We start from the raw sequence: 21,751 nt of genomic DNA on the forward strand, positions 1-21,751 counted from the left end.
CGCGGGGCACCCCCCCCCGCGCCCGGGGGCGCGGCGCCCGCCGCCGCGCCGCCGTCGCCCGCGTGCAGGAGCACGGCGACGAGCGCCGCCAGCTCCCGCTCGTCCAGGCGGCCCCGCACGATCTCGACGCCGGCGCTCACTGCGGCTGGTTCCCGTGCTTGCGGCCGGGCCGGGACGCGTACTTGCCGGCCAGCATGTCCAGCGCGTCGATGATCCGGACGCGGGTCTCGGCCGGGTCGATCACCTCGTCCACCAGGCCGCGCTCGGCCGCGTGGAACGGGCCCATCAGCTCCCGCCGGTAGTCCTCGGCGCGGGCGCGGCGCTCGGCCTCGGGGTCGTCGGCGGCGGCGATCTCCCGCCGGTACACCACGTTCACCGCGGCCTCGGCGCCCATCACGGCGATCTCGTTGGTCGGCCAGGCGAGCGACACGTCCGCGCCGATCGACCGCGAGTCCATCACGATGTACGCGCCGCCGTACGCCTTGCGCAGGACGAGCTGCACGCGCGGCACGGTCGCGTCGCAGTAGGCGTACAGCAGCTTGGCGCCGTGCCGGATGATGCCGCCGTGCTCCTGGTCGACGCCGGGCAGGAAGCCCGGCACGTCCACGAGGGTCACGAGCGGGATGTTGAACGCGTCGCAGAACTGGACGAACCGGGCCGCCTTCTCCGCGGCCGTGATGTCCAGGACCCCGGCCGTCCGCGCGGGCTGGTTGGCCACCAGCCCGGTGACCCGGCCGGCGAACCGGACGAACGCGCACACGACGGTCGTCCCCCACATCTCGTGGATCTCGAACGTCTCACCGTCGTCCACGATCTCCCCGATCACCGCGCGCACGTCGTAGGCGGCCTTGGGATCGGCCGGCACCAGGTCGCGCAGCAGCGGGCAGGAGCGGTCCGGCGGATCGGCCGTGGGCTGCTCGGGCGCGAACCGGGTGTTGTCGGACGGCAGCAGCGACAGCAGGTAGCGGACGTCGGCGAGGCACTCCTCCTCGCCGTCGTACATCGCCTCGGCGACGCCGGTCCGGGCCGCGTGCACCTCGGCACCGCCCAGTTCCTCATGGGTGATCGACTCGCCGGTGACCGCGCCGACCACGTCCGGGCCGGTGATGAACATCTGCGCGGTGTCACGCACCATGAAGACGAAGTCGGTCAGCGACGGCGAGTACGCCGCCCCGCCCGCGCACGGGCCGAGCATCACGCTGATCTGCGGGATCACCCCGGAGTTGCGGACGTTGCGCTGGAAGATGCCGCCGTATCCGGCGAGCGCGGTCACGCCCTCCTGGATGCGCGCGCCCGCCCCGTCGCACAGCCCCACGACCGGCGCGCCCGTCTTCGCCGCCAGGTCCATGATCTTGTGGATCTTGCCGGCGTGCGCCTCGCCGAGGCTTCCGCCGAAGACCCGGAAGTCGTGCGCGTAGACGAACACCCGGCGGCCCTCGACCAGGCCCCAGCCGACCACGACGCCGTCCGTCGGCGGGCGCTTGCGCTCCATCCCGAAGCCCTGCGCCCGGTGCCGCCGCAGCGTCTCGATCTCGGTGAAGGTGCCCTTGTCGAACAGCAGGTCGAGCCGTTCCCGCACCGTCAGCTTTCCCTTGGACCTCTGCGCCCGCAGGGCCCGGTCGCCGCCGACCTCGGCGGCGGCGCGGCGCTCGGCCTCCAGGCCGGCCATGCGGTCCCGCATCTCAGACACTTCCGTAACCTCCCTCGGCGAAGACCAGCGGGCGGGCGTCGCGCAGGCAGCCCGCCGCCACGACCAGGCCGACGACCACGCGGTGGTCGCCGAGTCCGATCGCGTCCACGAGCGTGCAGTCGACGAAGCCCGCCGCGTCGGCGAGCACCGGCGCGCCCGTCGCCGCGGTCGCGATCTCCTGGCCGGCGAAGCGGTCCACGCCGCGCGCCGCGAACCGGTGCGCGAGGGTCTCCTGGCCGGCGCACAGGAAGCTGACCGCGAAGCAGCCCGCCCGCCGCACCACCGGCCACGTCCGCGACCCGGATCCGATGCAGAACAGGACGAGCGGCGGCTCCAGCGAGACGGACGTGAACGAGTTCATCGTCGTCCCGGCGGGTCCGTCCCCGGAGTCGGCGGCGGCCACCGTCACTCCGGTGGCGAAGCCGCGCATCACCGTCCGGAACTTGCTGGCCTCCACGGGTTCGATCTGGCGAAGCACGGCGGTCCCTCCGCTGGGCGAACGGTCGCCGCCAACGTAGGGCGGCCGCGTCGAGCCCGGTTCGCGTCCCGTCAGAGGCCCCGTGCCGCGGCCCCTACAGCGCGGTCCGCGGCGGCTCGATGAGGCCGGCGAGGGCCGCGCGGTTGACCGCGTCCAGCCGCGACCCCGCGCCGAGCTTGGCGAAGATGTTGCGGAGGTGGCGCTTGACCGTGGCCTCGGTGAGCGAGAGCCGGTTCCCGATCTGCCGGTTGGTGAGCGCCTGCGCGGTGAGCTCCAGCACCTGCCGCTCCCGCTCGGTGAGCTGGACGGGCTGCGCCCCGTCGTCCTCGGGCAGGCTGCGCCGCGAGACGCTGAGCACGATGCGGTCGGGGTCCTGGACCGCCTGGATCGCGGCGACCAACTCGTGCCGCGTCACCGTCTTCAGCAGGTAGCCGCGGATGCCCGCCTCCAGCAGCGCGCGCAGCAGCTCGGGGCCCTCCTGCATGCTGAGGATGATGACCTTCGTGTCCGGTGAGTGCCGCCGGATGCGCCGCACCGTGGTGACGGCGTCCTGGCCGTGGCCGCCGACCTCCAGGAGAACGACGTCGGGATGCCGGTCGGCGGCCACGGTGACGGCCTCCTCGCCGTCCCCGGCCTCGCCCACCACCCGTAACCCGTCGTCCTCTTCGAGGATCTCCCGCACACCCTGCCGGACGAGGGTGTGGCCGTCGACGATCAGAATGGTCCGCGGCGTCAAGCCCGCTCCCGGAATCCGGCGGCATGCTGTGTCGGACATTCACTCATGAAGGCTCCGATCGGCGCGGTGAGGGGGCCGTTCCAGTCCGGACGCGCCCGCCCCGCGTTCCCTACCGCCGCATTGCGATATTCAAAGATCGACCGACTTCGGTTACCCATCCCGTTACCGGTCTGAGACCTTACGGTAACATGCACCGTTCGAGCCCGCCACCGCCGATTGGCAGACCGGGCCCACCTGGCGAAATGCTGCCGCCGATTGTCACTCCACCGCACTTTTGACACTGAAATCGCGGATCGCCCGCCACACCTGAGCGGGAGTTTCCTCTTGGGCGAAGTGACCGGCTTCCGGCAATACCCCGGCCGCCACGTTCCGGACTCCCGCGTCCCGCAGCCCGCGCACATAGGCGGCGATGTCACCGCCCTCATGGGCTCCCCGCAGGTAGAGCAGCGGAGTGCCCGCCGGTGGCCCTTCCGCGAATGCGGCATTGTCCCGGACGTCCTGGTCGAAGCCCCGGTACAGGTCGAATCCGGCGGTCAGCGCGTCGTCGTCCCGGTAGGCCGCGACATGCGCGCCCCTGGACCCGCCGGTGATGCGCTTCGGGTCCGCCGACAGCACGTCGTAGAAGTAGTCGAAGTACTCGGCCTGGCGCCCCCGGACCAGGGTCTCGGGAAGCGACGGCACGGAGTGCAGGCCGAAATGCCAGATGCGGGGATCGCCCGCCACGTCCCGCCACGGGGCCACCCCCGGGATCACGGTGTTCATGATGACGACGCGGCCGGCCCCGTGCCGCCGCAGGTAGGCGTAGGCCACCATCCCGCCGGCGTCGTGCCCGACGAGCGTCAGGTCGTCGAGCCCCAGCTTCTCGACCAGCCCGTGGACGACCTCCGCGATGCGCAGCTTCGCTCCCCCTGCCACGCGCCCGGACGACGCGCCGATGCCGGGCAGATCGATGGCGATCAGCCGGCCTCCCCGCCGGGCGGCGTCCATGACGCCCGCCCATGTACGCCACGACTCCGGCCAGCCGTGCAGGAACAGGTAGGGCCGCCCCGCGGGATCGCCCGCCTCGACAACGTGCAGCGCGACATCCCCGACGACGATCTGATCGTGACTGACTGTAGTGGTCATGAATCATGTCTACCAGATGAACATGGACTATGTCGATGCACTAGCCTGGCGCCCATGAGCGGTATCGCCTACGAACGCGGAACCCCCTTCCTGCTGGCGCGCCTCGGCTCCCTCGCCGCCCGCTCCTGGACGGCCTTCCTGACCGACCGCGGGATCACCCAGAACCAGTACGCGGTCATGGTCGTGCTCATGGACCAGGGCCCGCTCGGCCAGCGCCGCCTCGCCGAACTCGCCGCCATGGACGCCCGCAACATCGTCGCCGTCCTCGACTCACTGACCGCGGCGGGCCTGGCCGAACGCCGCCCCCACACCTCCGACCGTCGCCGCCGCGTCGTCACCCTCACCCCGTCCGGCGCCCGCCTCATCGACACCGCCGCCCAAGCCGCCGCCGAAGGCCAGGACGACTTCCTCAACTCCCTGACCCCCACCGAACGCGACCATCTCAACGACCTGCTCCAGCGCCTCTACAACGCCCACGTCCACGCCTGACCACCCCCCGAAAGCACCCGGCAGGGAATCGCCCGTGACAGGGGTGGACTGGACGTTGCAGGACGTTGCGCCGATGTGGCTGTTGGCCGATGAAGGCAGGTACGGCGTGGACGGCGAAGAGGTGCCTTTGGCATTGCGCGTCGACATCGACGGCCTATTCGTCGATCCCCAACCGGCCCCGGCGCCGGCGCGTTGCGGGACGTCCTTTCCACAGCACCACCGGGATCTTCCGGAAACGCCCTCGTCCGGCAGCTCCACCGCAGAACCTCCTCGAAAGGAACACGATCAATAAAGGCCGCAGCAAGCCGACTTTCGATGCCACCGCAGGTCAGGCAACGTCTTGAGACAAGCCATAGCGCATCTCGAGGAAGATCGAGTCGGTGGCGATCTCCCATAATCGACACTCCGCAGCCTCGCCCCGGCGTAGCGCTGGACGGCATCGCCAGGCCGGACGCGGTCGCAACGGCCGGGCGTCTTCGCCATCTGGGGCGCCGAGCGCCCTCGAAGCCGCGTGCGTTGATCACGACCAGAGCGGAGAGGATGAGCATCCCGCCGAGGACGATCCGCGCGTCAAGATGCTGACCGAACACGGACAGGCCGATGACGACGGCCCACACCGGCTCCAGGACCATGGTGACCGAGACCGTCGATGCCGGGAGGTGGGCCTGGGCCAGGTCCCAGGGCATAGAACCGCTGGACGAGCCCGTCGTGGATCTCGCGCGCAAGATGACGTGCGCCCGCGCGTCCACGGCGAGCACCCCCAGCTCCAGCCCGGCACGTTCCAAGCACGATTCGACCACGGACCGGGGCCCTGGACGAGATCGTGGACCGGGTCTGCCGGCAGTTCGGTGCTCGGTCATGTCGGGTTGGAGTGCGGCAGGAGGACGGTTCGCACCTGTGGATCGGCCCGGATATGGCAGACGCGTCCACGGCTGGCGGGGACGAGCGGACCGAGCAGTTGGTCGGCAAGAGCGACCGCGGCTTCGCCCACGGACTCTCCCCGGGCATCGACGTGCACGAACTGCACACGTCCCGGACGCTGGCCGGGCGCGCCTTCCGGTCGAGCGAGCCCGTGACGTTCAACGCCCAGGACCCGCAGACCGGGTACGCCAGCCTGGCGCCGGCCGAAGGGCGTGCTGTGGTGCGCGAGGGCATCAAGAGCGCGGTCGCGGTGCAGCTGAGTTCCACGCGGCGCACCTACGGCTGCCTTGTCCTGTGCAGTACGGACCCTCTCCCCACGGTGAGCCCCGAGGACATCGCTCTGACGCAGGTCATCGCCGGCCAGGTGGCCGTCGCCATCGAGCGTGCCCAGCTGTACGAGGACACCAAGCAGCGCGCGGCCGAGTCCGAGGCGCTCTACCTGTTCGGGCAGAAGCTGGCGGCGCGCAACGCGGTGGAGGCGGCGAAGTAGACGACGCCGCTGCTCAGCGCCGCGACCTGAGGCCGCGTCATCGCCGGATCGTCACTTCGCGTCATGGCCGCCTCCGCTCGCGGTACCTCGAGAACGCCAGGCCGAACGGGCAGGATATGTGCCGGACCACCGCCAAGGACAGCATCCGCCCGCGCTGCCGGTGCGGCACCACACCAGCCTGCGGGTGCCGTACTCGATGAACGCCAGCACGTACAACCGTTTGAGCAGCACCGTCTCCACCACCAGGAAGTCACAGGCGATGATCGCGTGAGCCGGGGGCGGTCAGGAACCGCCGCCGGCGCGGCCCTCCCGCCGCGGTCCTGGGTCGATGCCGGCGACGAATCGTGCCCGGAGTGGCGCTGCGCGCCGCCGGGTGCACGCGTTGAATCCGCCCACCCGCCCCGAACCTGCGGGGTCAGTCCTCCACGTCGGCGCGGATGTCGCGCATCACTGCCACGACGGTCGTGTGGTCGATGCTGGTGGGCTGCCACAGCATGGCCGTGAAGTCAGGGTGTCCCGCGGGCTGGACAACGCCGAACGAGGTCGTGGTCGCCCAGGCGCAGATCGATGTCGCCCCGGGGGCGAGTCTGGCGAGCTTGGGGTCGCCGTACCGGATCCTGACACACACCGCGTTGCCGTCCGGGGCCGCGCTGGGGATCGTGACCAGGTTCTTGACCAGCTTGGTCGACGGCAGGATCTGATTCACCGCTCGGCTGAACTCGGGCGGCAGGTTGCCCGGGTCGGCCTTGCCGGTGCCGCCCACGAAGAGGTACCGGTCGTGGCCGCGCCCGTAGAGGCCGTACCTGATGTCGGTGATCTTGTTGTCGCTCGCCTGCCGGATGACCTGCTTGTGTTTGGCGATCCACGTTTGGAGCATGGCGTTGGACTCGCCCGAGGGGTCGCGGGGACGCCCGGCAGCGGTGTCCGGGATGGAGATCTCGTGGACGCCGCCGCCGTTCCGTGCCCCCAGCGTGACCACGCCGGTCGCGACCACCACGGCGCCGACGAGCAGGAAGGCCGCCAGCACCACACCGACGATCACGGCGATGACACATCCAACACCGCCCGATGTCACGCGCTGAGTCGGACCCCGACCGCTCATATCACGGCTCCCAGACGACTCGACGGGCATGTCAATACTCGCTTGGACGCCCATCGACCCACTTCCGTTCAATGGAGCGCAGCGCACCGGGTCGGGTGAGGAGGCCCCGAGCGGGACACGGTCGCGTCGGCGTCCGCTGGTGTTCCGGCCGGCCCCACGCGCGGCGGCTTCAGCCGCCTCCGCCTCGTCGGCTGCCCGCTCAGCCCGCCGTCCTGTAGACGAACCTCTCGAGCGACGTCGCCGTCTCGGCGCGGTTGTAGCGGTGCCGCAGGCAGTACCGCGTGGGGTACCAGCCCGAGCGCTCATACGCTTGCGACAGCTTTATCGGAACGCAGCGGTCATCGATAGTGCCGTTGCGCAGCCCGTTGTACTGGGCGAGGTTCACCATCGGCTCGTAGAAGGTGACCCGGCCGTTCCAGATACCGTAGATGAACGAGGACGTGAATTTTGCGCCATGGAATTCGGGGGCGGTTGTGTCGACCAGGTGGTTGCCCATTCCCGGCTCGACGGCGTCCGTGTCCTTGTAGTCGGGGTGCAGGTACTTCGCGGCTGGGAGAATCTTGCCCTTGTGGTAGTCATCGCAGTTGGTGAGTTGCGGGCACGGCCCGGGGCGGATCGCCAGCCGCTCCGCTTCGGGGTTCATGTAGAAATGGACGTCGAAGTGTGGCACGTCCCATACGCCGGGAGGCGTGTGCCCCATCGGGTTCCAGTTGGCCAGGACGTAGGTGAACGGCGAGTCGACCATCTTCCTGAACTCCGGGCTCAACCGGAGGGACCTCTCATGCCCGCCCGTGCATTCACGATGCTGGTCGACGGTGCCATCGCCGTTCTTGTCGTAGCACCAGATCCCGCTGGTGGGCGGTTCGTACGGGAGGCCGTCGTAAGTACTGTCCTTGGCAAGGAGCCCGATGACCAGCGGAATCCTCCCCCTCGTCTGCGAGAACGCGGTGAGCCTACCGTTCCCGAGGGACGCGCTCTGCCCGTACTGGGCACATGGCCCGGGATAGGACAGCGAACGGGCGAGCAGCCTGCCGACAGCCTGCTTCGGCACCTCCACGGTCTTCTCGACACGCGGGTCGCTCTTCGACACCGCGCAGATCGTGACACGCGGGCCGGCGGCGCCCATGGCGGGAACGGCTCCGAATGTGACCGCCAATCCCGTGAGCAATACCAGCCCGGTTGCTCTACGACCCGGCAAGACCGCCTGCCGATCCCAAAAAGTCATACCCGCTCCCGATGGTCACCGTAGGAAGTCACCAGCCGAAGCCAAGAATGAAAAGGCCCACTTCCCTTGTCAAGCGCACTGGCGGAAACCAGGCCCTGTCAATGGCAGACCTTTACCCAAGCCGAGACCGTGCGACCCGCTCCCTCACGATCAAGGCATCAAAGCACTAATACTAATATCAGGGTTTGTGATGTGGTTGTGGTTGATAGCGCGGCTCAGGGCCTTCTACGGTTGTGGGCGTCAGGGCTGGAACCGGATCGGATGAAGCGATTGCTTGGCAACGCCCGCCTCGTCAGTGCCTAGGCCGAGGGACACATGGCCGAGATCGACCGCGCCAACGCGATCAGCCAGGCCCAGAGTGGATCGCCCCGGCGGCGTTAAGGCCGGATGGCTTGGTTGGGGCGTGATCACGCGTCCGGTCCGCGATTGATGAGCAGGTGACGTCCGTGCGTGGAGTTCGCGGTACTGGCCGCCGTCATTGTCGGCGGTCCTCCTGGGCCGGTCGGGCCTCGCGTGGCAGGCCGAGGGCACGCTCGGCGAGGATGTTGCGCTGGATCTCGTCGGTGCCGCCGGCAATCCGGGTGGCGTGGATGCCGAGCAGGACCCGAGACCACGCGTAGGTGCCCCACGCGCCGGTGTCGGCGACCAGCGCAGGCCCGAGGGCATCGAGCGCGAGCTGGGCCAGGCGCCGGTCGGCGTCCGTTGCGAAGAGCTTGACCAGGCTGGCACCGACGGCGGCGACCTCCGGCGCGGCGGTCTCCAGTGAGGCCGGCAGCACCTGGCTGACGACGTGGCGGACGTAGCCGTCCGCAAGCCGGTCGCGGAAGTCGGGGTCCTCGACGGCGCCGACCTCCTGCCCGAGCAACACGATGCGGTCCAGCAGGCGGATGAAAAGGTTGTCGCCTTCGTCACCGAAATTGTCCCGCTCGCTGCTGAGCGAGACGTTCGCAACCGTCCATCCGCCGCCCACCTCGCCGAGCACGGCGTCGTCGGACACGAACACGTCGTCGAGGAAGACCTCGCAGAAATGGGCGGTGCCGGTCATCTGCCGCAGCGGCCGCACGGTCACGCCCGGGGAGTCCATGTCGAGCAGGAACATGGTGAGGCCGCGGGTCCGGCTGGCAGGGTCCGGCGAGGTCCGGGTCAGCAGCTCCCCGACCTGGGCGAGGTGCGCCCCGGACGACCAGACCTTCTGCCCGTCGACTCGCCAGCCGCCGTCCACCCGGCGCGCCCGAGTCCGCAGGCTCGCGAGGTCGCTGCCGGCGTCGGGCTCGGAGAACAGCTGGCAGCCGACGACCTCGCCGCTCCAGAGGGCGGGCAGCAGCCGGGCGCGCTGGTCGGCGGAGCCGTGGGCGAGGATCGCCGGGGCGACGATCTGCTGCCCGACCAGCAACCCGTTGACGTCCGGCACGTCGTACCGGCGCACGATCTCGGCGAACGCCCGCCGTTCCTCGGTCCCCAATCCGGCGCCGCCGTACTCGGCCGGTCCGCCCAGCCAGGCGAGGCCGGCATCGAAGAGCTCCCGCTGGTAGGCCCGCGCCCGCTGCAGGTCGCCGACCTCGTCGTCGCTGTCCCGGAAGGCCGCGCCGACGAGCGAGTCGTCGCCCTGCCCGTGCCGCAGTGTCTCGGGCCTGCGCGGGTAGCGGGCGCCGAGGAACGCCTCAACGCGCGACCGGAACTCCTCCAGACCGCTCATCGCCCGCCGCCAGTCGTCTCGGGCTCACGGCCCGCCGACCGGTACCGCTCGGCGACGAGGTCCGCGACCGCGAACTTCTGGAGCTTGCCGTTGACGTTGCGCGGCATGTTCTCCATCGCGAAGAACCGGACCGGCACTTTGTAGGCGGCGAGGCGCGCGCGGCAGTGCCGGATGAGGGCCTGGTCGTCGAGCGGGTGGCCCGGAGCGAGTTCGATCGCGGCGACCACGACCTCGCCCCAGTAATCGTCGAGTTGACCGACGACGGCCACCGCCGAGACCGAGGGATGCTCCAGTAGTACGGCCTCGATCTCGACGGGGTAGACGTTCTCCCCGCCGCGGATGATCATGTCGGACTTGCGGCCGGCCAGGAAAAGGAAGCCGTCGTCGTCCATCCAGGCCAGGTCGCCGGCCCGGAACCAGCCGTTCACCACCGCCTGGGCGGTGCGCTCGGGGTCGTCGAGGTAACCGCTCATCACGGTCTCCGACCGGGTGTGGATCTCCCCTATGGCCCCACGTGGGACGTCGTTGAGGTCGTCGTCGCACAGCCGCAGGTCGACGCCGTACATCGGGCGGCCGATGGAGCCGAGCAGGTGCTCCTCGCCGGCCAAGGCCCGCAGGTGGTCTTCGGGATAGAACATCGTCTGCCCCGCCCCCTCGGTACCGGCGCCGAAGCTGTTGAAGAAGTCGCATTTGAACACGTCGATGGCGTTGCGCAACAGGTCGATGCCGATCGGGGCGCCGCCGTACACGATCGAGCGCAGCTCCGGGTACTCCTGGTCTCGGATGCCGGGTACGTCGAGGAGCGCTTGGAGCATCGTCGGCATCAGGAGAGCCCCGGTCAGCTCGCCGCTCCTGATCCACTCCAGCAGGGACCGCGGGTCGAACTGGTCGAGGATGAGCGACCCGAAACCCCGGGCGATGCCGTAATAGATGCTGCCCATGCCGGCGGCGTGGAACATCGGCGAGGCGGTGTAGCGCAGCTCACCACGCCGGAAACCGAAGTCCAGCAGCGAGACGTTGGTGGAGACGCCGACCATCCGCATCGACTGCATGACGCCCTTGGGGCGCCCGGTCGTGCCGCTGGTGAACATGATGGAGATGATGTCCTCGGGCTGTGTCGGAACGTCGACGTCGCTGTCGTCCGGCTGCTCCTCGATCAGGTCGCCGACCAGTGGCCGGTCGCCGAACGGGTCGAACGACGCCCGCAGTTTCATGTCGGGGCATGAATCGTCGACGGCGGCGGCCGCCTCGGCGTACCGTGCCATCGTGACGAAGCCGTCCAGCTTCGCCGCCAGGGCGAGCGTGACGATCTCGCCGGGCGCGAGGCGGTAGTTCAACGGCACGTAGGTCGAGCCGACCTTCATCGACGCCATCAGCAGCACCATGTAGTCGACCGAGTCCGTGGCGAGGATGCCGATCCGGTCGTGCCGCCCGATGCCGTGGGCCCGCAGCGCCCGGGCCAGCCGGTTCACGCGGCTGTTGATCTCGCCGAAGGTGTACGTCGTGCCGTCACCGGTCACCAGGCAGCGCTCGTCCGGGGTGTAGCGAGCGTGCAGCGTGATCCAATCCGCGGGCTGGAGCGAGGAGAGTCTGGTTGTTCCGTGGTCGTTCATGGTGCCTCCGACGGGGCAAGGAGGTGGGCCGCGATACGGGCACGGTGGTCTCGTGGACGGCCGAGCAGCACCTCGCTCGACACCGCCCGCTTGTAGTAGAGGTGAGCCTGGTGCTCCCAAGTGAATCCGATTCCGCCGTGCACGTGAATGTTGGTCTCGGCAGCGGCCGAGAAGACCTCCGAGCACAGGGCCTGGGCCAGGCCGGCCGCGACCGGGAGCCCGGTGCCGGTCGCGGTCGCGGTCGCGGCGTGCCCCAGCGCGGCCCTTGCGGACTCGATCGAGACCAACTGGTCCGCGAGCAGGTGCTTGACCGCCTGGAAGCCGCCGATCGGACGGCCGAACTGCTCGCGGGTCCGCGCGTAGGCCGTCGCCATCTCCAGCACGCGCCGCGCTCCGCCGACCTGCTCGGCGGCGAGCGCCACCCCGGCGAGGTCGCACATCCGGCGTACGGCGGGCGTGGCGTCGTGGTCGGGTGCCAGCAGCGTGGCCGAGGCGGACTCGAACACGACCCGGGCCTGCCGCCGGGTCCGGTCGACCGTCGCCATCGGCTCGACCCGCACGCCCGGAGCGGCGGTGTCGACCTCGGCCACGCCGGTGCCGTGCTCAGTGCGCACCACCACCAGGAGCACGTCGGCGACCTCGGCGTCCAGCACGAACAGCTTCTCGCCGGTGACGGTGCGGGCTCTGCCGGTGCCCGTGGCGTCGACCGCGACCCGGGTGGCGTCCCAGGAGGTCGGCGTCTCGACCGCCGCCACGCCGGCGATCCGCTCGCCTGCCACCATCCCGGGCAGCAGTCGCTCCTGGGCGTCCCGGTCCGGCAGCGCGAGCAGGAGCGTCGAGGCCATGGCGACCGAAGAGAAGAACGGCCCCGCGACCAGGGCCCGGCCCATCTCTTCGAAGACCACCAGCAGGTCCGGGTAGGTGAAACCGCCCCCGCCAAGGTCCTCGGGGACCGCGAGGCCGTGCAGACCGAGGTCCTCGGCCATCGCCCTCCACAGCTGCGCGTCGTGACCGTTCGTGGAGTCGGCGGCGGCCCGGAGCTCCTGCTCCGACCACCGGTCGGCGAAGAAGGAGCGCAGCATGGCGCGCAACGCCTCCTGCTCCTCGGTGGGCGCGAGAATCGTCACCGTGTCGTCCGTGAGGCGAGCCAGTCGGCGAGGGTGTCGGCGACGACGTCGCGCGCGTCGACCGGCTCGACGAAGTAGTGGTCCCCCGGCAGGATGACCAGTTCCTTGTCCATCGACGCGGCTCCGTCGTACAGTCCCTGCGCGTCGCTGGGGAACACGCCGGTGTCGGCGTCCGGCTGGACCACGAGGGTCGGCAGGTCCATTCGCTGCAGGTGCTTGCCCGCGACGCAGTCAGACTCCTCCAAGCTGAACATGTTGAGCCAGGTGCGCAGGGTCGACACGACGCCGACGCCGAAGACGCCGTAGTTGGCGTGCTCGGGGTCGCCGAAGTAGCACATCGGGGTCGGTCGGCCGGACGGGTCGATGGTCGGGTCCAGGTAGCGCAGGTCGGCCCAGGTGCGCGGCATGGAGAAGATCCGGTCGCGGGCGGGACGGACGGCCATCGCCGCGATCTGCTCCCTGCACCACGCGGTCAGCCGGTCATTGCGCTCGACCTGGGCCGTGCGGTAGCGGGCGGCGAACTCCGGGGAGTACGCCGGGCCGTGGGCGGGGTCGAACATGTCGAGTTCGGGGTCCACGGAGTTGGGGTCGGTCTCGTCGAGCACCGACGGGTCCATCGTGCGGGTGATCCACTCCGGCCGGCCGGGGTGTGCGGCCAGGAAGATCATCAGGTCGCCGGGCGGCAGGCGCAGCGCCGGCTCGAAGACCTGGCTGCGGCCGTAGGCGGGGCGGATGCTGGGCTCGCGCGACTGGGAGTGGTACGCCGACATCAGCGATCCGCCGCCGGAGTTGCCGAGGAGCACCACCTGCTCCACGCCCTGGGACCGCAGCCACGAGACGCCGACCCCCACCTCGGCGAGCGCGTGGTCGAGGGTGAAGAAGTGCTCGGCACCGCGGAACCGGGTGTTCCATCCGAGGAAGCCGTAGCCGCGCTCGGCCATCCGCGTCGCGATGTAGTGCTCGGTGAAGTCGACGTTGTAGTGGCTGGCGATCAGCGCGGTCTTCGGCCTCTTCCCCGCAGGCGTGTAGTAGATGCCCTGGAGCGGGTGGTTCCCGGCCCCGGCCCGGCCGATGGCGGGCGAGGGCAGGCCGATGAACTCGCGGTCGATGCCCGTCATTGTGGGTCCCTCTCGTCCTGGACGCGGCCGCCGCCACGCCAGCGGTCGTGGTGGATGACATCGTCCAGGGGCCGTCGCCGGGCGGGCCCGAACGGGCGGTCCGGCCAGCCGATCGGGATCATGGTCCCGATGTGGACGTCGTCGGGGAGCCCGAGGACTTCGCGCACGCCCTGCTCGTTGCCGACCTGCATCATGGTGAGCGTCGCCCCCAGGCCGAGCGAGCGCGCGGCGACGAGGACGTTCTGGCTGGCGGTGTTGACCGCGGACCACAGGTACCGCGGGTCCGGGCCGCGCTCGGGGTAGGAGTGCTCGGCGCAGACGAACAGCAGCACCGGAGCATGCGCAACGTTGGCGACGAGGTGGCGTGCCTCGGCGCGGATGCGCGCATCGCCGTCGTCGGCGGCCTCGCCGAGCGAGTCGATCCAGCGAACGAACCGCTCGAGCGCAGCGCCGATCGCGGCCCGCCGGCCCGGGTCGCGCACGACGACGAATCGCCACAGCTGGCTGTTGTTCGGGCTCGCCGCGCGGGTGCCGGCCCACACCAGCGTACGGATCAACTCCTCCGGCACCGGGTCGGGGCGCAGACGTCGCATGGCCCGCGCGGTCCCGATCGCGCGCAGCGTCTCGTTCGCCACCACGCCGGAGGGGAACCCGTCCAGACCGACCGCCGCGGGTACGGGGGCCGGCGCGACCGTCTCGGTCGGGTCGGGAGCGCTCACGCGAGGACGGTCCGCTCTGTCGCGACGTACCTGACGATCGAGACCCGGGTGACCTCCATGCCCTTCAGTGCCCGGTTCCAACTGCGATAGTGGTCGGCCCGGACGTGCTCGTCGAGCGCGGCCTGGTCGGCGAACTCCTCGAAGAACTCGAAGCGCTCGGCCTTCTCGATGCTCCGGGCGAAGCGGTACTCCACGCACCCGGGCTCGCGGCGGGTGGCGTCCACCAGCTCACGGGTCCGCGCGGCGAACTGGTCCGCGCAGTCGGGCGCGACCTCCATGAGCCCACTGACGACGATCACGGGTACCTCCTCGGAAGATGGGTGTTGGCTGTCGGACGAGACGGGCAGAGCGGCGGGCGGCGGCGCGGTTCCACGTCAGGTGTCCACTGCTTGGAGAACGGGTAGGCGCTCGGTTCCAGCAGGTCCGCGTGCGCCTGGCACCAGGCGGCGAGGGAGCCGTGGTCGACCTCCGCGACGAAATCCCGCACCAGGTCGAAGTCGTGGTCCCAGCGCCAGCCGCCGATGGACGCGATGTTGGTGATGCTGCCATGGTCGGGCATCAGGTCCAGGACCTGGCGGCTGACCTCCCGGGTGCCGAGGACGTTGACGGCGAGTGTGGGCTCCGGCCCGGCCGCCCCGGTGACTCCGGCGCAGTTGAACAGCGCGTGGACGGCCGGAAGACCCGCGAGCGCGGCGGCGACCGACCCGGGGTCGGTGACGTCGGCCGCCCGGGCCTCTACGCCGTCGGCCGCCTCGACTCGCCGGTCGAGGCCGACCACGTACGCGCCGAGGTCGGCCAGCCGGCGTCCGACCGCCCGGCCGATGCCGGAGGCCGCGCCGGTGACGACCACGATGGCATCGCCGTACGTCGGGCTCATGTTCCGGGCCGCCGCTGGAGGAAGGTGCTGAGCGCGACGGTGATGATCAGCACGGCGCCGTTGATGACCTGGGTCCAGGTGTAGGGAACACCGCCGACCACCAGTCCGTCGGTGATGTAGACCAGCGCGATGCTGCCCGCCACGGCGCCCCAGATGTGGAACCGGCCGCGCGAGAGGATGACCGTCGAGAGGAAGGCGCCCGCGTACGCCGGCAGCAGCAGCGGGTCGGCCACGCCGGGCGCGGCGCTGCCCTGCTGCGAGGCGACCAGGATGCCCGCCAGCGCGGCGAGGGTCCCGGAGAAGACGAACAGGCACAGCGAAATGAGCTGGATCCGGATGCCGGCGAAAGCGGCGGCGTTCGGGTTGCCGCCCACCGCGTAGATCGCGTGGCCGACCGCGGTGTACTTCATGACCGTCCACACCAGCAGCGTCAGCGACAGGACGATCACGATCGTCCAGTCGAACTCCGCCGGCAGGCCCAGGGACCAGACGGCGCCGACCGCCAGCACGCCGACGAGGCCAAGGACCGTCACCTGGAGTCGGCGCCGCGAGTCGGGGCCGGGGAAGCGCTGGTCGATCGAGACGAGCAGGGCCGCGACCACGGCGGCGATGACGAGGACGGCCACGATCAGCGGCGCCTTGTTCTGGAAGTCGCCCACCGACCCGGCACCGGAGAACCAGCCGGGCAGCGGCCGGGAGTCCGGCGTCGGGCCGACCACCTTGCCGGAGGAGTAGACGACGGTGAACCCGGCGAAGAGGCCGCCGGTGCCGAGTGTCGCGATGAACGCGTTGACCTGGAACTTGGTCACCAGGACGCCGTTCAGGAGGCCGGCGACCGACCCCACCAGCAGGGTGAGCACGATGACCGCACCCATGGGAAGCCCGGCATCGATGAACATGCCCACCGACAAGAAGCTGGCCGCCGTGGCCATCGCCGCGACACTGAGGTCGAACCGGTGCGCGCACAGGCAGACGGTGACGGCGATGGCGAGCACCAGCTGCGGGGCGCTCCGGCTGACGTCGAAGGAGAGGCGGGTGACATCGTAGAAGCTGCCCTGGAGCCAGAAGGCGTAGACCAGGAACACGACGCCGAGGGCCGCGGCGGTGGCCGCGCTGGACACCGTCTCGCGCGACGGGCCCCTGCCGGGCCGCCCGGCCGTCGAGGGCCGCTGCGAGGGAGCCACGGCCTCGCCGGTGGGCGCGGCGCCCGACTCGGCTTCGTTGATGGACATCGAAGGCCTCTCGTTCATGCGAGCTCGGTGGTCAGTTCGGGCAGGCGGTCGGGGGTCAGCCACTCCGAGACCGTGCCGTCGGCGGTGAGCACACCGGCCATGTCGGCGAGCGCGGCGATGTCCTCGAAGTCGGTGGACGCCACCAGGACGCCGGTGCCGCTGCCTGCCATCCGGCGTACCTGCGCGTAGATCTCCTGCCGGGTCGCGACGTCGACCCCACGGGTCGGTTCGCACAGGACGAGGAGCTGGGGCCGGCGCATCAGCGCCCGGGCGAAGAGGGTCTTCTGCTGGTTTCCGCCGGAGAGGTCGGCCACCGTGGCGTCCAGCCGGTGCGGGACGACGGCGAGCGCGGCCACGGCCTCGTCGCAGTCGCGGCGCATCTGCCGCATGCGCAGCAGTCCGGTGCGCCCGCGCCAGCGGGACCACCCGCCGACCGCGACGTTGAACTGCACGGTGTTCTCGGCGAACACCCCTTCGGACTCGCGATGCGCGGGCACGCACGCCCGGCGCACGTCGCGCGCGACCCGCACGGTGCCGGCGGCGGGGGTGAGCAGCCCGGCCGCGACGTACGCGATCTCGTGCAGTCCCGACCCGAGCGGGCCGGTGATGGCCGTGATCCGGCCCTCGGTGACCGTCAGGTCGATCGGCCCGGCGCCGCCGGCGTGGACGCCCGTCAGCTCGCAGACCACGCCGCCGGTGCCCGCGCCACCGCCGGCCCGGCCCGCACCGGGCGCCGCAGCGCTGACGGAGCGCCCCCGGCTCATCGTCTCAACCAGGTCGGCACGCACGATGCCGACGGCGTCCCTGTCAAGCGCCACCTCGCCGTCACTGAGCACGACGTAGCGGGTCGCCGCGCCGGCCACCTCGTCGAGCTTGTGGGTGACCATCAACACCGTCGCGCCGAACTCGGCGGCCACCCGGAGCCGCTCGACCACCCAGCGCGCCTCGTGCGGGTGGAGGCCGGCGGTCACCTCATCGATGACGACGGTGTCGGCGCCGCGGTGGAGCGTCTTGGCGACGGCCACCATGGCCCGCTGGCCCAGGGTCAGTGAGGACACCAGGGCGTGGGGATCGATCGAGGTGAGGCCGACGGCTCTCAGCGCCTCGGTGGTGAGCCGCGCCTCGGCGCGCGGGTTGACCAGCCGGCGGGGTGCGCCGAGGCACAGATTCTCCGCGACCGTCATGACGTCGACCAGGCCGAGGTCCTGGTGGACGACGCCGAGCCCGGCCGGCCCGCCGCGCACCGCGATCGTGCCCGCGTCGGCGGCGTGGACACCGTCGAGGATCTTGACCAGCGTGGACTTGCCGGCGCCGTTCGAGCCGAGCAGTGCCACGAACTCGCCGCGCGAGAAAGAGCAGGTGACACCGCGTAGCGCTTGCGTGGCCCCGAAGCGCTTGCGTACGTCGACGACCTCGATCATCAGATCGTCCGGGGCGTCGGGGGCGAGGGTCGCGATCACCATCGGCGGTCCCTTCTGGAGTCCGGTCGCGGGGCGGTCACAGGACCAGCTGTCCCGCGTCGACGGGGAGGACGACGCCGGTGATGTTGGCCGCCGCGTGGGAGGCGAGGAAGCACACCGCCCGCGCGACGTCGTCCGGCAGGCTCGGCCGCCTGATCGGCATCTCCTGCGCGCGGGCCGAGAAGTAGTCGTTGCCGCCCTCGAGATCCAGGTCGCCGAACTTGGCGACCAGGCCCTCGGTGACGACGGCGCCCGGCGCGACGGCCACGGCGCGGACGCCGTACGGCCCGAGCTCGACGGCGAGCGCCTTGGTCAGCCCCTGCACACCGTGCTTCGCCGAGGCGTAGTGGGCGAGGCCGGGCGGGCGGCCGACCCGGAAACCGGCGACCGAGCTGATGTTGACGATGACGCCCTCCAGGCCGGCGGCCCGGACTGCGAGCCCGGCGGCCCGCGAGCCGTAGAACGTCGCCGTGAGGTCGAGCCCGACCACCCGGTCCCAGTCCTCGTCGCTCAGGTCCGGCAGCAGATGCGAGGGGTAGATCCCAGCGGCGTTGACCCAGACCAGGCGGCGTACGCCGGCGGTGAGCACCTCGCGGCCGAGCGCGGCCAGATCGGGGCTGCGCCGTACGTCGAGGGTCCGCGCCGTCACGGCCGCCCGGTGCCGCTCGGAGAGCGCGGCCGCGGCCGCGTCGACCGCCGGGTCGATGTCCACCAGGGTCACCGCCGCGCCCAGCTCGGCCAGACGGCCGGCGATTGCCCGGCCGATCCCCTGGGCGCCGCCGGTGACCACGGCCGCGGCGTCGTCGAACCGGACGAGGGAGGCGAAGTCGGCGTCGGCATACTCGTAGGAGTCGCGCATCAACTCCTGGGTCGTCTTCATCGTCATCCCTCGTTCCGGTCCGGCGTCGCGCCCGGTGCGGTCGGCGGTCGTGGCCGACCGCGGGTCACTTGCCCCACAGCTCGGTGAACTTCGCCTCGTAGTCGAACTTCGGGAGGACGAAGAGACTGCCCTTCTCGTAGTTGCCGTAGGTCTTCTGGTCGACCAGCGCGACCGGCATCTCGTCGGCCTTCCACGTCTTCGCCTTCGCGAGCATCCGGGCGAGTTCGTCGACCGAAGCCCAGCCGTAGAGAGGGGTGGAGATCAGCACGTCGGCCTTCGCGACCGCGGGCCGGCCCGCGCCGACCATGTCGACGAACGGCGAGAGCGCCCCGAGGCCGATGACGGCGAAGTCGTCGCGCCCCAGCTGGGCGGCCAGGTTCGCGAGCACCGAGGCCGGTGTGTCGAACGGCATGATGACCGAGCTCACGTCGCCCTTCTGATACTTGTTGAGCAGCGAGGTGAAGATCGGCGCGTTGGGCTGCATCGCCTCGGCGAGCAGCAGCGACGGCTTCTCGACCTTGCATTCCGGGCACATCTGCTTGACTGTGGCCGCCGCCTCGGCCATCTGCGCCTCGGACTGCTTGAACTCCGTGTTCTGGTACACGACGATGGTGTCGCCCGGCTTCGCGAGGGAGGCGGCGTACGCCGCTTGGGCACGACCCGCTGCCTTGTCGTCATTGCCGACACCGACCATGCCTGCGGGGAGGTCGGGGCCGCACAGGGCGCACACCACCGGGATGCCGGCGTCGTCGGCCGCCTTGACCGCGGCCGCGACGGCCGACGGCGTGATGGAGACCAGGATGATGCCGTCCACCTTGTCCAGCACTGCCTTCTCGATCAGCTGAGCCTGGGTGGTCGGCGTGAACTTGCCGTCACCGGGCGGGTCGGCCGTCCAGCCGATCGCCTTGACGGCCGCCATGGCGTTCTCCGCGAGCACGGACGGACCCGGCGAGGCCAGGCCGCTCGTGATCACGGCCACGCGGTGCGTACCCGGGGAGACCGGCTCGGTCGGCATCGGGAACTCCACGTCGCCGGCGAGCAGCGTCTTGACCTCCGCGGCGGCCTTGTCGTTGGTGATGGCCGCAGCCGAGCCGGTGTCCTCCGATGTCGCCGACTCGTCGCCTCCGCCACAAGCAGCCAGCAGCAGCATCGCCGCGACGAGCGCCGCACCCGCCCTCAGCCGTCCTCTGGTCATCTGAAGTCCTCTCCGACTGGATTCCGCAGGACCCGGTCGACGGGATCCAAGGAAGTCGCGATAGCCCGCAGGATGTCTGACGATTCATCAGATGTGCGTCATGTAACCGCAGTCACATCGCGGGTGTCAACGGATCGGATGGCCTAATCTGATGAATATTCAGAAGTCTGTCGAGCGTGGTCGGGCCGTCCATGGCCGCACCCACGCCCGCCTCTCCGTCCGGTCCCCGCCCCGGGACGCCCCCGGCTCACCGCTGATCACCGCCCACGACGCCGATCCCGACGTGCGGCTGGTCCGACTGGAGCGGGCCGAGGCCCTCGCCCTGACCGTCGGCATGGTCGCCGGCCTCTCCGATGCGCTGGCCGACATCGGCCGGGACCGGGACTGCCGCCGCATGGTCCTCACCGGCGCCGGGCGCGCCTTCTGCACCGGTCTGGACCTCACGGGACACGGCGGCGGCCTGGCGCTGGCATGCGCCGGCGACATCAGCAAATGATCAGCGGCCTCACCGCCGACCGTCGAGTCCACGACGGGAGGGCCGTGAACGTGGAGCAGGCATGCACAGGACTGACTGAATGTCAGAAGAGTCGACTGCGTCGATCACCGGCCTCCACCGGGTCGTCGGAGGGCGGCGCGGGCGCCTACAGCGATGATCACCGGACGTTCCGGGCCACGGCGGTGATCACCGTCGTGCGGGGCTGAGCCGGCGCGTCACAGGGTGGGCCAAGACGGCAGGTCCCGGCCGGCCCGGCCGGCCCAGCGGGGCGCGCGCTTCCCGAGGTAGGCCGCCACGCCCTCCGCGGCGTCCGGGGTCGCGAGCAGCGCCTCCAGCAGCCGCCGCTCGGTTGCCCCGGCGGTGTGCTGGTCGGCGTCGGTCGCCTCCCAGATCAGCCGCTTCGATACCGCGACGGCGATCGGGGCCGTGTGGTCGGCGATCTCCCGGGCGATCGAGACGGCGGTCGAGAGCACCCCGTCGGCCGGTGGCGCATGGTTCGCGAGGCCCCAGGCGGCGGCATCGGTGCCGGCGAAGCGGCGCCCGGTGAGCAGCAGTTCCGCGGCTCGAGCCGGCCCGAGGTGGCGTACGGCCATCCAGTGCCCCATCCACTCCGCGATGACGCCGAGCCGCACGAAGGGGAACGCGAGGACGGCGTCTGCGGCCACCACGCGAATGTCGCACTGCAGGGCCAGGGTCAACCCGGCACCGACCGCATGGCCGTTGACCGCGGCGACCACCGGTTTGCGCAGCTGGTACGGCGCCAGCCATGGGAGTCCCCCGTCGTCACCGCCGGGCGCGCCGCCGAAGCCGTCACCGGACATCTCGGAGCCGGCGCAGAACACCGGGTCGGCACCGGTGAGCAACACCACTCGAACGTCGTCGCTGCGGTCGCAGTGGTGCAGCACCCGGGTGAGCTCGCCCAGCATCGGGCCGTCGATCGCGTTCCTCGCCGCGGGTCGGTCCAGAGTGACCGTCGCGACCCCGCGGTCGGCCTCGAGCCGCAGCCTCGTCAGGGCCGAGACGTCGACCGGACCGTCGTGGGCCTCGCGCCAGCCGAACGTGGATTCCTCGTATCGCACAGG

General features: G+C 70.9%; 23 protein-coding genes. 4 read left to right on the forward strand and 19 right to left on the reverse strand.

The features are described 5' to 3' along the window. From ABZ806_RS37440 to ABZ806_RS37460, 5 genes are all read right to left on the reverse strand, one after another. Positions 1-140 (reverse strand): acyl-CoA carboxylase epsilon subunit (locus ABZ806_RS37440; protein ID WP_500223112.1); only part of this gene is annotated, 140 nt, incomplete at its 3' end. Further along, positions 137-1,681 (reverse strand): acyl-CoA carboxylase subunit beta, encoded by a 1,545-nt coding sequence (locus tag ABZ806_RS37445; protein WP_500223114.1) that lies wholly within the window; start codon positions 1,679-1,681, stop codon positions 137-139. The genes ABZ806_RS37445 and ABZ806_RS37440, both read right to left, overlap by 4 nt. Before the next feature lies 1 nt (position 1,682). Beyond that, a complete protein-coding gene (locus ABZ806_RS37450; RefSeq protein ID WP_500223055.1) occupies positions 1,683-2,168 on the reverse strand; it encodes a flavin reductase family protein in 486 nt (161 codons plus the stop codon). A 94-nt stretch (positions 2,169-2,262) separates the two neighbouring features. Continuing rightward, positions 2,263-2,904, reverse strand: coding sequence for a response regulator (locus tag ABZ806_RS37455; protein ID WP_500223056.1), 642 nt, complete (start codon positions 2,902-2,904; stop codon positions 2,263-2,265). A gap of 258 nt (positions 2,905-3,162) precedes the next feature. Further along, positions 3,163-4,029 (reverse strand): alpha/beta fold hydrolase, encoded by an 867-nt coding sequence (locus ABZ806_RS37460; RefSeq protein WP_500223058.1) that lies wholly within the window; start codon positions 4,027-4,029, stop codon positions 3,163-3,165. Positions 4,030-4,083: 54 nt separating this feature from the next. Between ABZ806_RS37460 and ABZ806_RS37465 the strand changes: the two genes are divergently transcribed. The 3 genes from ABZ806_RS37465 to ABZ806_RS37475 all read left to right on the forward strand — a co-directional run bounded on the left by ABZ806_RS37465 (position 4,084) and on the right by ABZ806_RS37475 (position 6,200). Continuing rightward, complete coding sequence (locus ABZ806_RS37465; protein ID WP_500223061.1) at positions 4,084-4,518, forward strand: MarR family winged helix-turn-helix transcriptional regulator; 435 nt, start codon at positions 4,084-4,086, stop codon at positions 4,516-4,518. A gap of 820 nt (positions 4,519-5,338) precedes the next feature. Beyond that, entirely contained in the window at positions 5,339-5,929 is a 591-nt protein-coding gene (locus ABZ806_RS37470; protein ID WP_500223116.1) for a GAF domain-containing protein, read from the forward strand. A gap of 118 nt (positions 5,930-6,047) precedes the next feature. Beyond that, on the forward strand, positions 6,048-6,200 hold the full coding sequence (locus tag ABZ806_RS37475) for a hypothetical protein (RefSeq protein ID WP_500223063.1): 153 nt from the start codon (positions 6,048-6,050) through the stop codon (positions 6,198-6,200). Between the two features lie 144 nt (positions 6,201-6,344). Here ABZ806_RS37475 and ABZ806_RS37480 read toward each other — a convergent pair whose 3' ends face one another. The 13 genes from ABZ806_RS37480 to ABZ806_RS37540 form a co-directional block, all read right to left on the reverse strand. Then, on the reverse strand, positions 6,345-6,971 hold the full coding sequence (locus ABZ806_RS37480; protein ID WP_500223065.1) for a hypothetical protein: 627 nt from the start codon (positions 6,969-6,971) through the stop codon (positions 6,345-6,347). 259 nt (positions 6,972-7,230) lie between these two features. Continuing rightward, complete coding sequence (locus ABZ806_RS37485; protein ID WP_500223067.1) at positions 7,231-8,121, reverse strand: hypothetical protein; 891 nt, start codon at positions 8,119-8,121, stop codon at positions 7,231-7,233. A 610-nt stretch (positions 8,122-8,731) separates the two neighbouring features. After that, positions 8,732-9,952 carry an acyl-CoA dehydrogenase family protein gene (locus ABZ806_RS37490; protein ID WP_500223069.1) on the reverse strand — a complete coding sequence of 407 codons (1,221 nt, stop codon included), beginning with the start codon at positions 9,950-9,952 and terminating at the stop codon, positions 8,732-8,734. Next, positions 9,949-11,565: a class I adenylate-forming enzyme family protein gene (locus tag ABZ806_RS37495; protein WP_500223071.1), complete on the reverse strand. Its 1,617-nt coding sequence runs from the start codon at positions 11,563-11,565 to the stop codon at positions 9,949-9,951. The genes ABZ806_RS37490 and ABZ806_RS37495 overlap by 4 nt, the downstream gene beginning before the upstream one ends. Further along, on the reverse strand, positions 11,562-12,692 hold the full coding sequence (locus tag ABZ806_RS37500) for an acyl-CoA dehydrogenase family protein (protein ID WP_500223073.1): 1,131 nt from the start codon (positions 12,690-12,692) through the stop codon (positions 11,562-11,564). The genes ABZ806_RS37495 and ABZ806_RS37500 overlap by 4 nt, the downstream gene beginning before the upstream one ends. After that, on the reverse strand, positions 12,689-13,810 hold the full coding sequence (locus tag ABZ806_RS37505) for an alpha/beta hydrolase (RefSeq protein WP_500223075.1): 1,122 nt from the start codon (positions 13,808-13,810) through the stop codon (positions 12,689-12,691). Before ABZ806_RS37505 ends, ABZ806_RS37500 begins: the two co-directional genes overlap by 4 nt. Beyond that, positions 13,807-14,529, reverse strand: coding sequence for a nitroreductase family protein (locus tag ABZ806_RS37510; protein WP_500223077.1), 723 nt, complete (start codon positions 14,527-14,529; stop codon positions 13,807-13,809). The genes ABZ806_RS37505 and ABZ806_RS37510 overlap by 4 nt, the downstream gene beginning before the upstream one ends. After that, positions 14,526-14,828: a putative quinol monooxygenase gene (locus ABZ806_RS37515; protein WP_500223079.1), complete on the reverse strand. Its 303-nt coding sequence runs from the start codon at positions 14,826-14,828 to the stop codon at positions 14,526-14,528. Before ABZ806_RS37515 ends, ABZ806_RS37510 begins: the two co-directional genes overlap by 4 nt. Continuing rightward, entirely contained in the window at positions 14,825-15,406 is a 582-nt protein-coding gene (locus ABZ806_RS37520) for an SDR family NAD(P)-dependent oxidoreductase (RefSeq protein WP_500223081.1), read from the reverse strand. Before ABZ806_RS37520 ends, ABZ806_RS37515 begins: the two co-directional genes overlap by 4 nt. Continuing rightward, positions 15,403-16,638 carry an ABC transporter permease gene (locus ABZ806_RS37525; RefSeq protein ID WP_500223083.1) on the reverse strand — a complete coding sequence of 412 codons (1,236 nt, stop codon included), beginning with the start codon at positions 16,636-16,638 and terminating at the stop codon, positions 15,403-15,405. The genes ABZ806_RS37520 and ABZ806_RS37525 overlap by 4 nt, the downstream gene beginning before the upstream one ends. A gap of 14 nt (positions 16,639-16,652) precedes the next feature. Beyond that, the gene (locus ABZ806_RS37530; RefSeq protein WP_500223088.1) at positions 16,653-18,101 is read right to left on the reverse strand and encodes an ATP-binding cassette domain-containing protein; all 1,449 of its coding nucleotides are present in this window, start codon (positions 18,099-18,101) and stop codon (positions 16,653-16,655) included. A 34-nt stretch (positions 18,102-18,135) separates the two neighbouring features. Beyond that, positions 18,136-18,978 (reverse strand): SDR family oxidoreductase, encoded by an 843-nt coding sequence (locus ABZ806_RS37535; RefSeq protein WP_500223090.1) that lies wholly within the window; start codon positions 18,976-18,978, stop codon positions 18,136-18,138. 64 nt (positions 18,979-19,042) lie between these two features. Next, complete coding sequence (locus ABZ806_RS37540; protein WP_500223092.1) at positions 19,043-20,173, reverse strand: substrate-binding domain-containing protein; 1,131 nt, start codon at positions 20,171-20,173, stop codon at positions 19,043-19,045. Positions 20,174-20,324: 151 nt separating this feature from the next. Between ABZ806_RS37540 and ABZ806_RS37545 the strand changes: the two genes are divergently transcribed. Next, on the forward strand, positions 20,325-20,669 hold the full coding sequence (locus ABZ806_RS37545) for an enoyl-CoA hydratase-related protein (RefSeq protein ID WP_500223094.1): 345 nt from the start codon (positions 20,325-20,327) through the stop codon (positions 20,667-20,669). 215 nt (positions 20,670-20,884) lie between these two features. Here the strand turns inward: ABZ806_RS37545 and ABZ806_RS37550 are convergent, their stop codons facing one another. Next, positions 20,885-21,748: an enoyl-CoA hydratase/isomerase family protein gene (locus ABZ806_RS37550; protein WP_500223096.1), complete on the reverse strand. Its 864-nt coding sequence runs from the start codon at positions 21,746-21,748 to the stop codon at positions 20,885-20,887. Positions 21,749-21,751 lie beyond the last annotated feature (3 nt).

This window comes from Spirillospora sp. NPDC047418, from assembly GCF_040643275.1.
Lineage (GTDB): Bacteria > Actinomycetota > Actinomycetes > Streptosporangiales > Streptosporangiaceae > Spirillospora.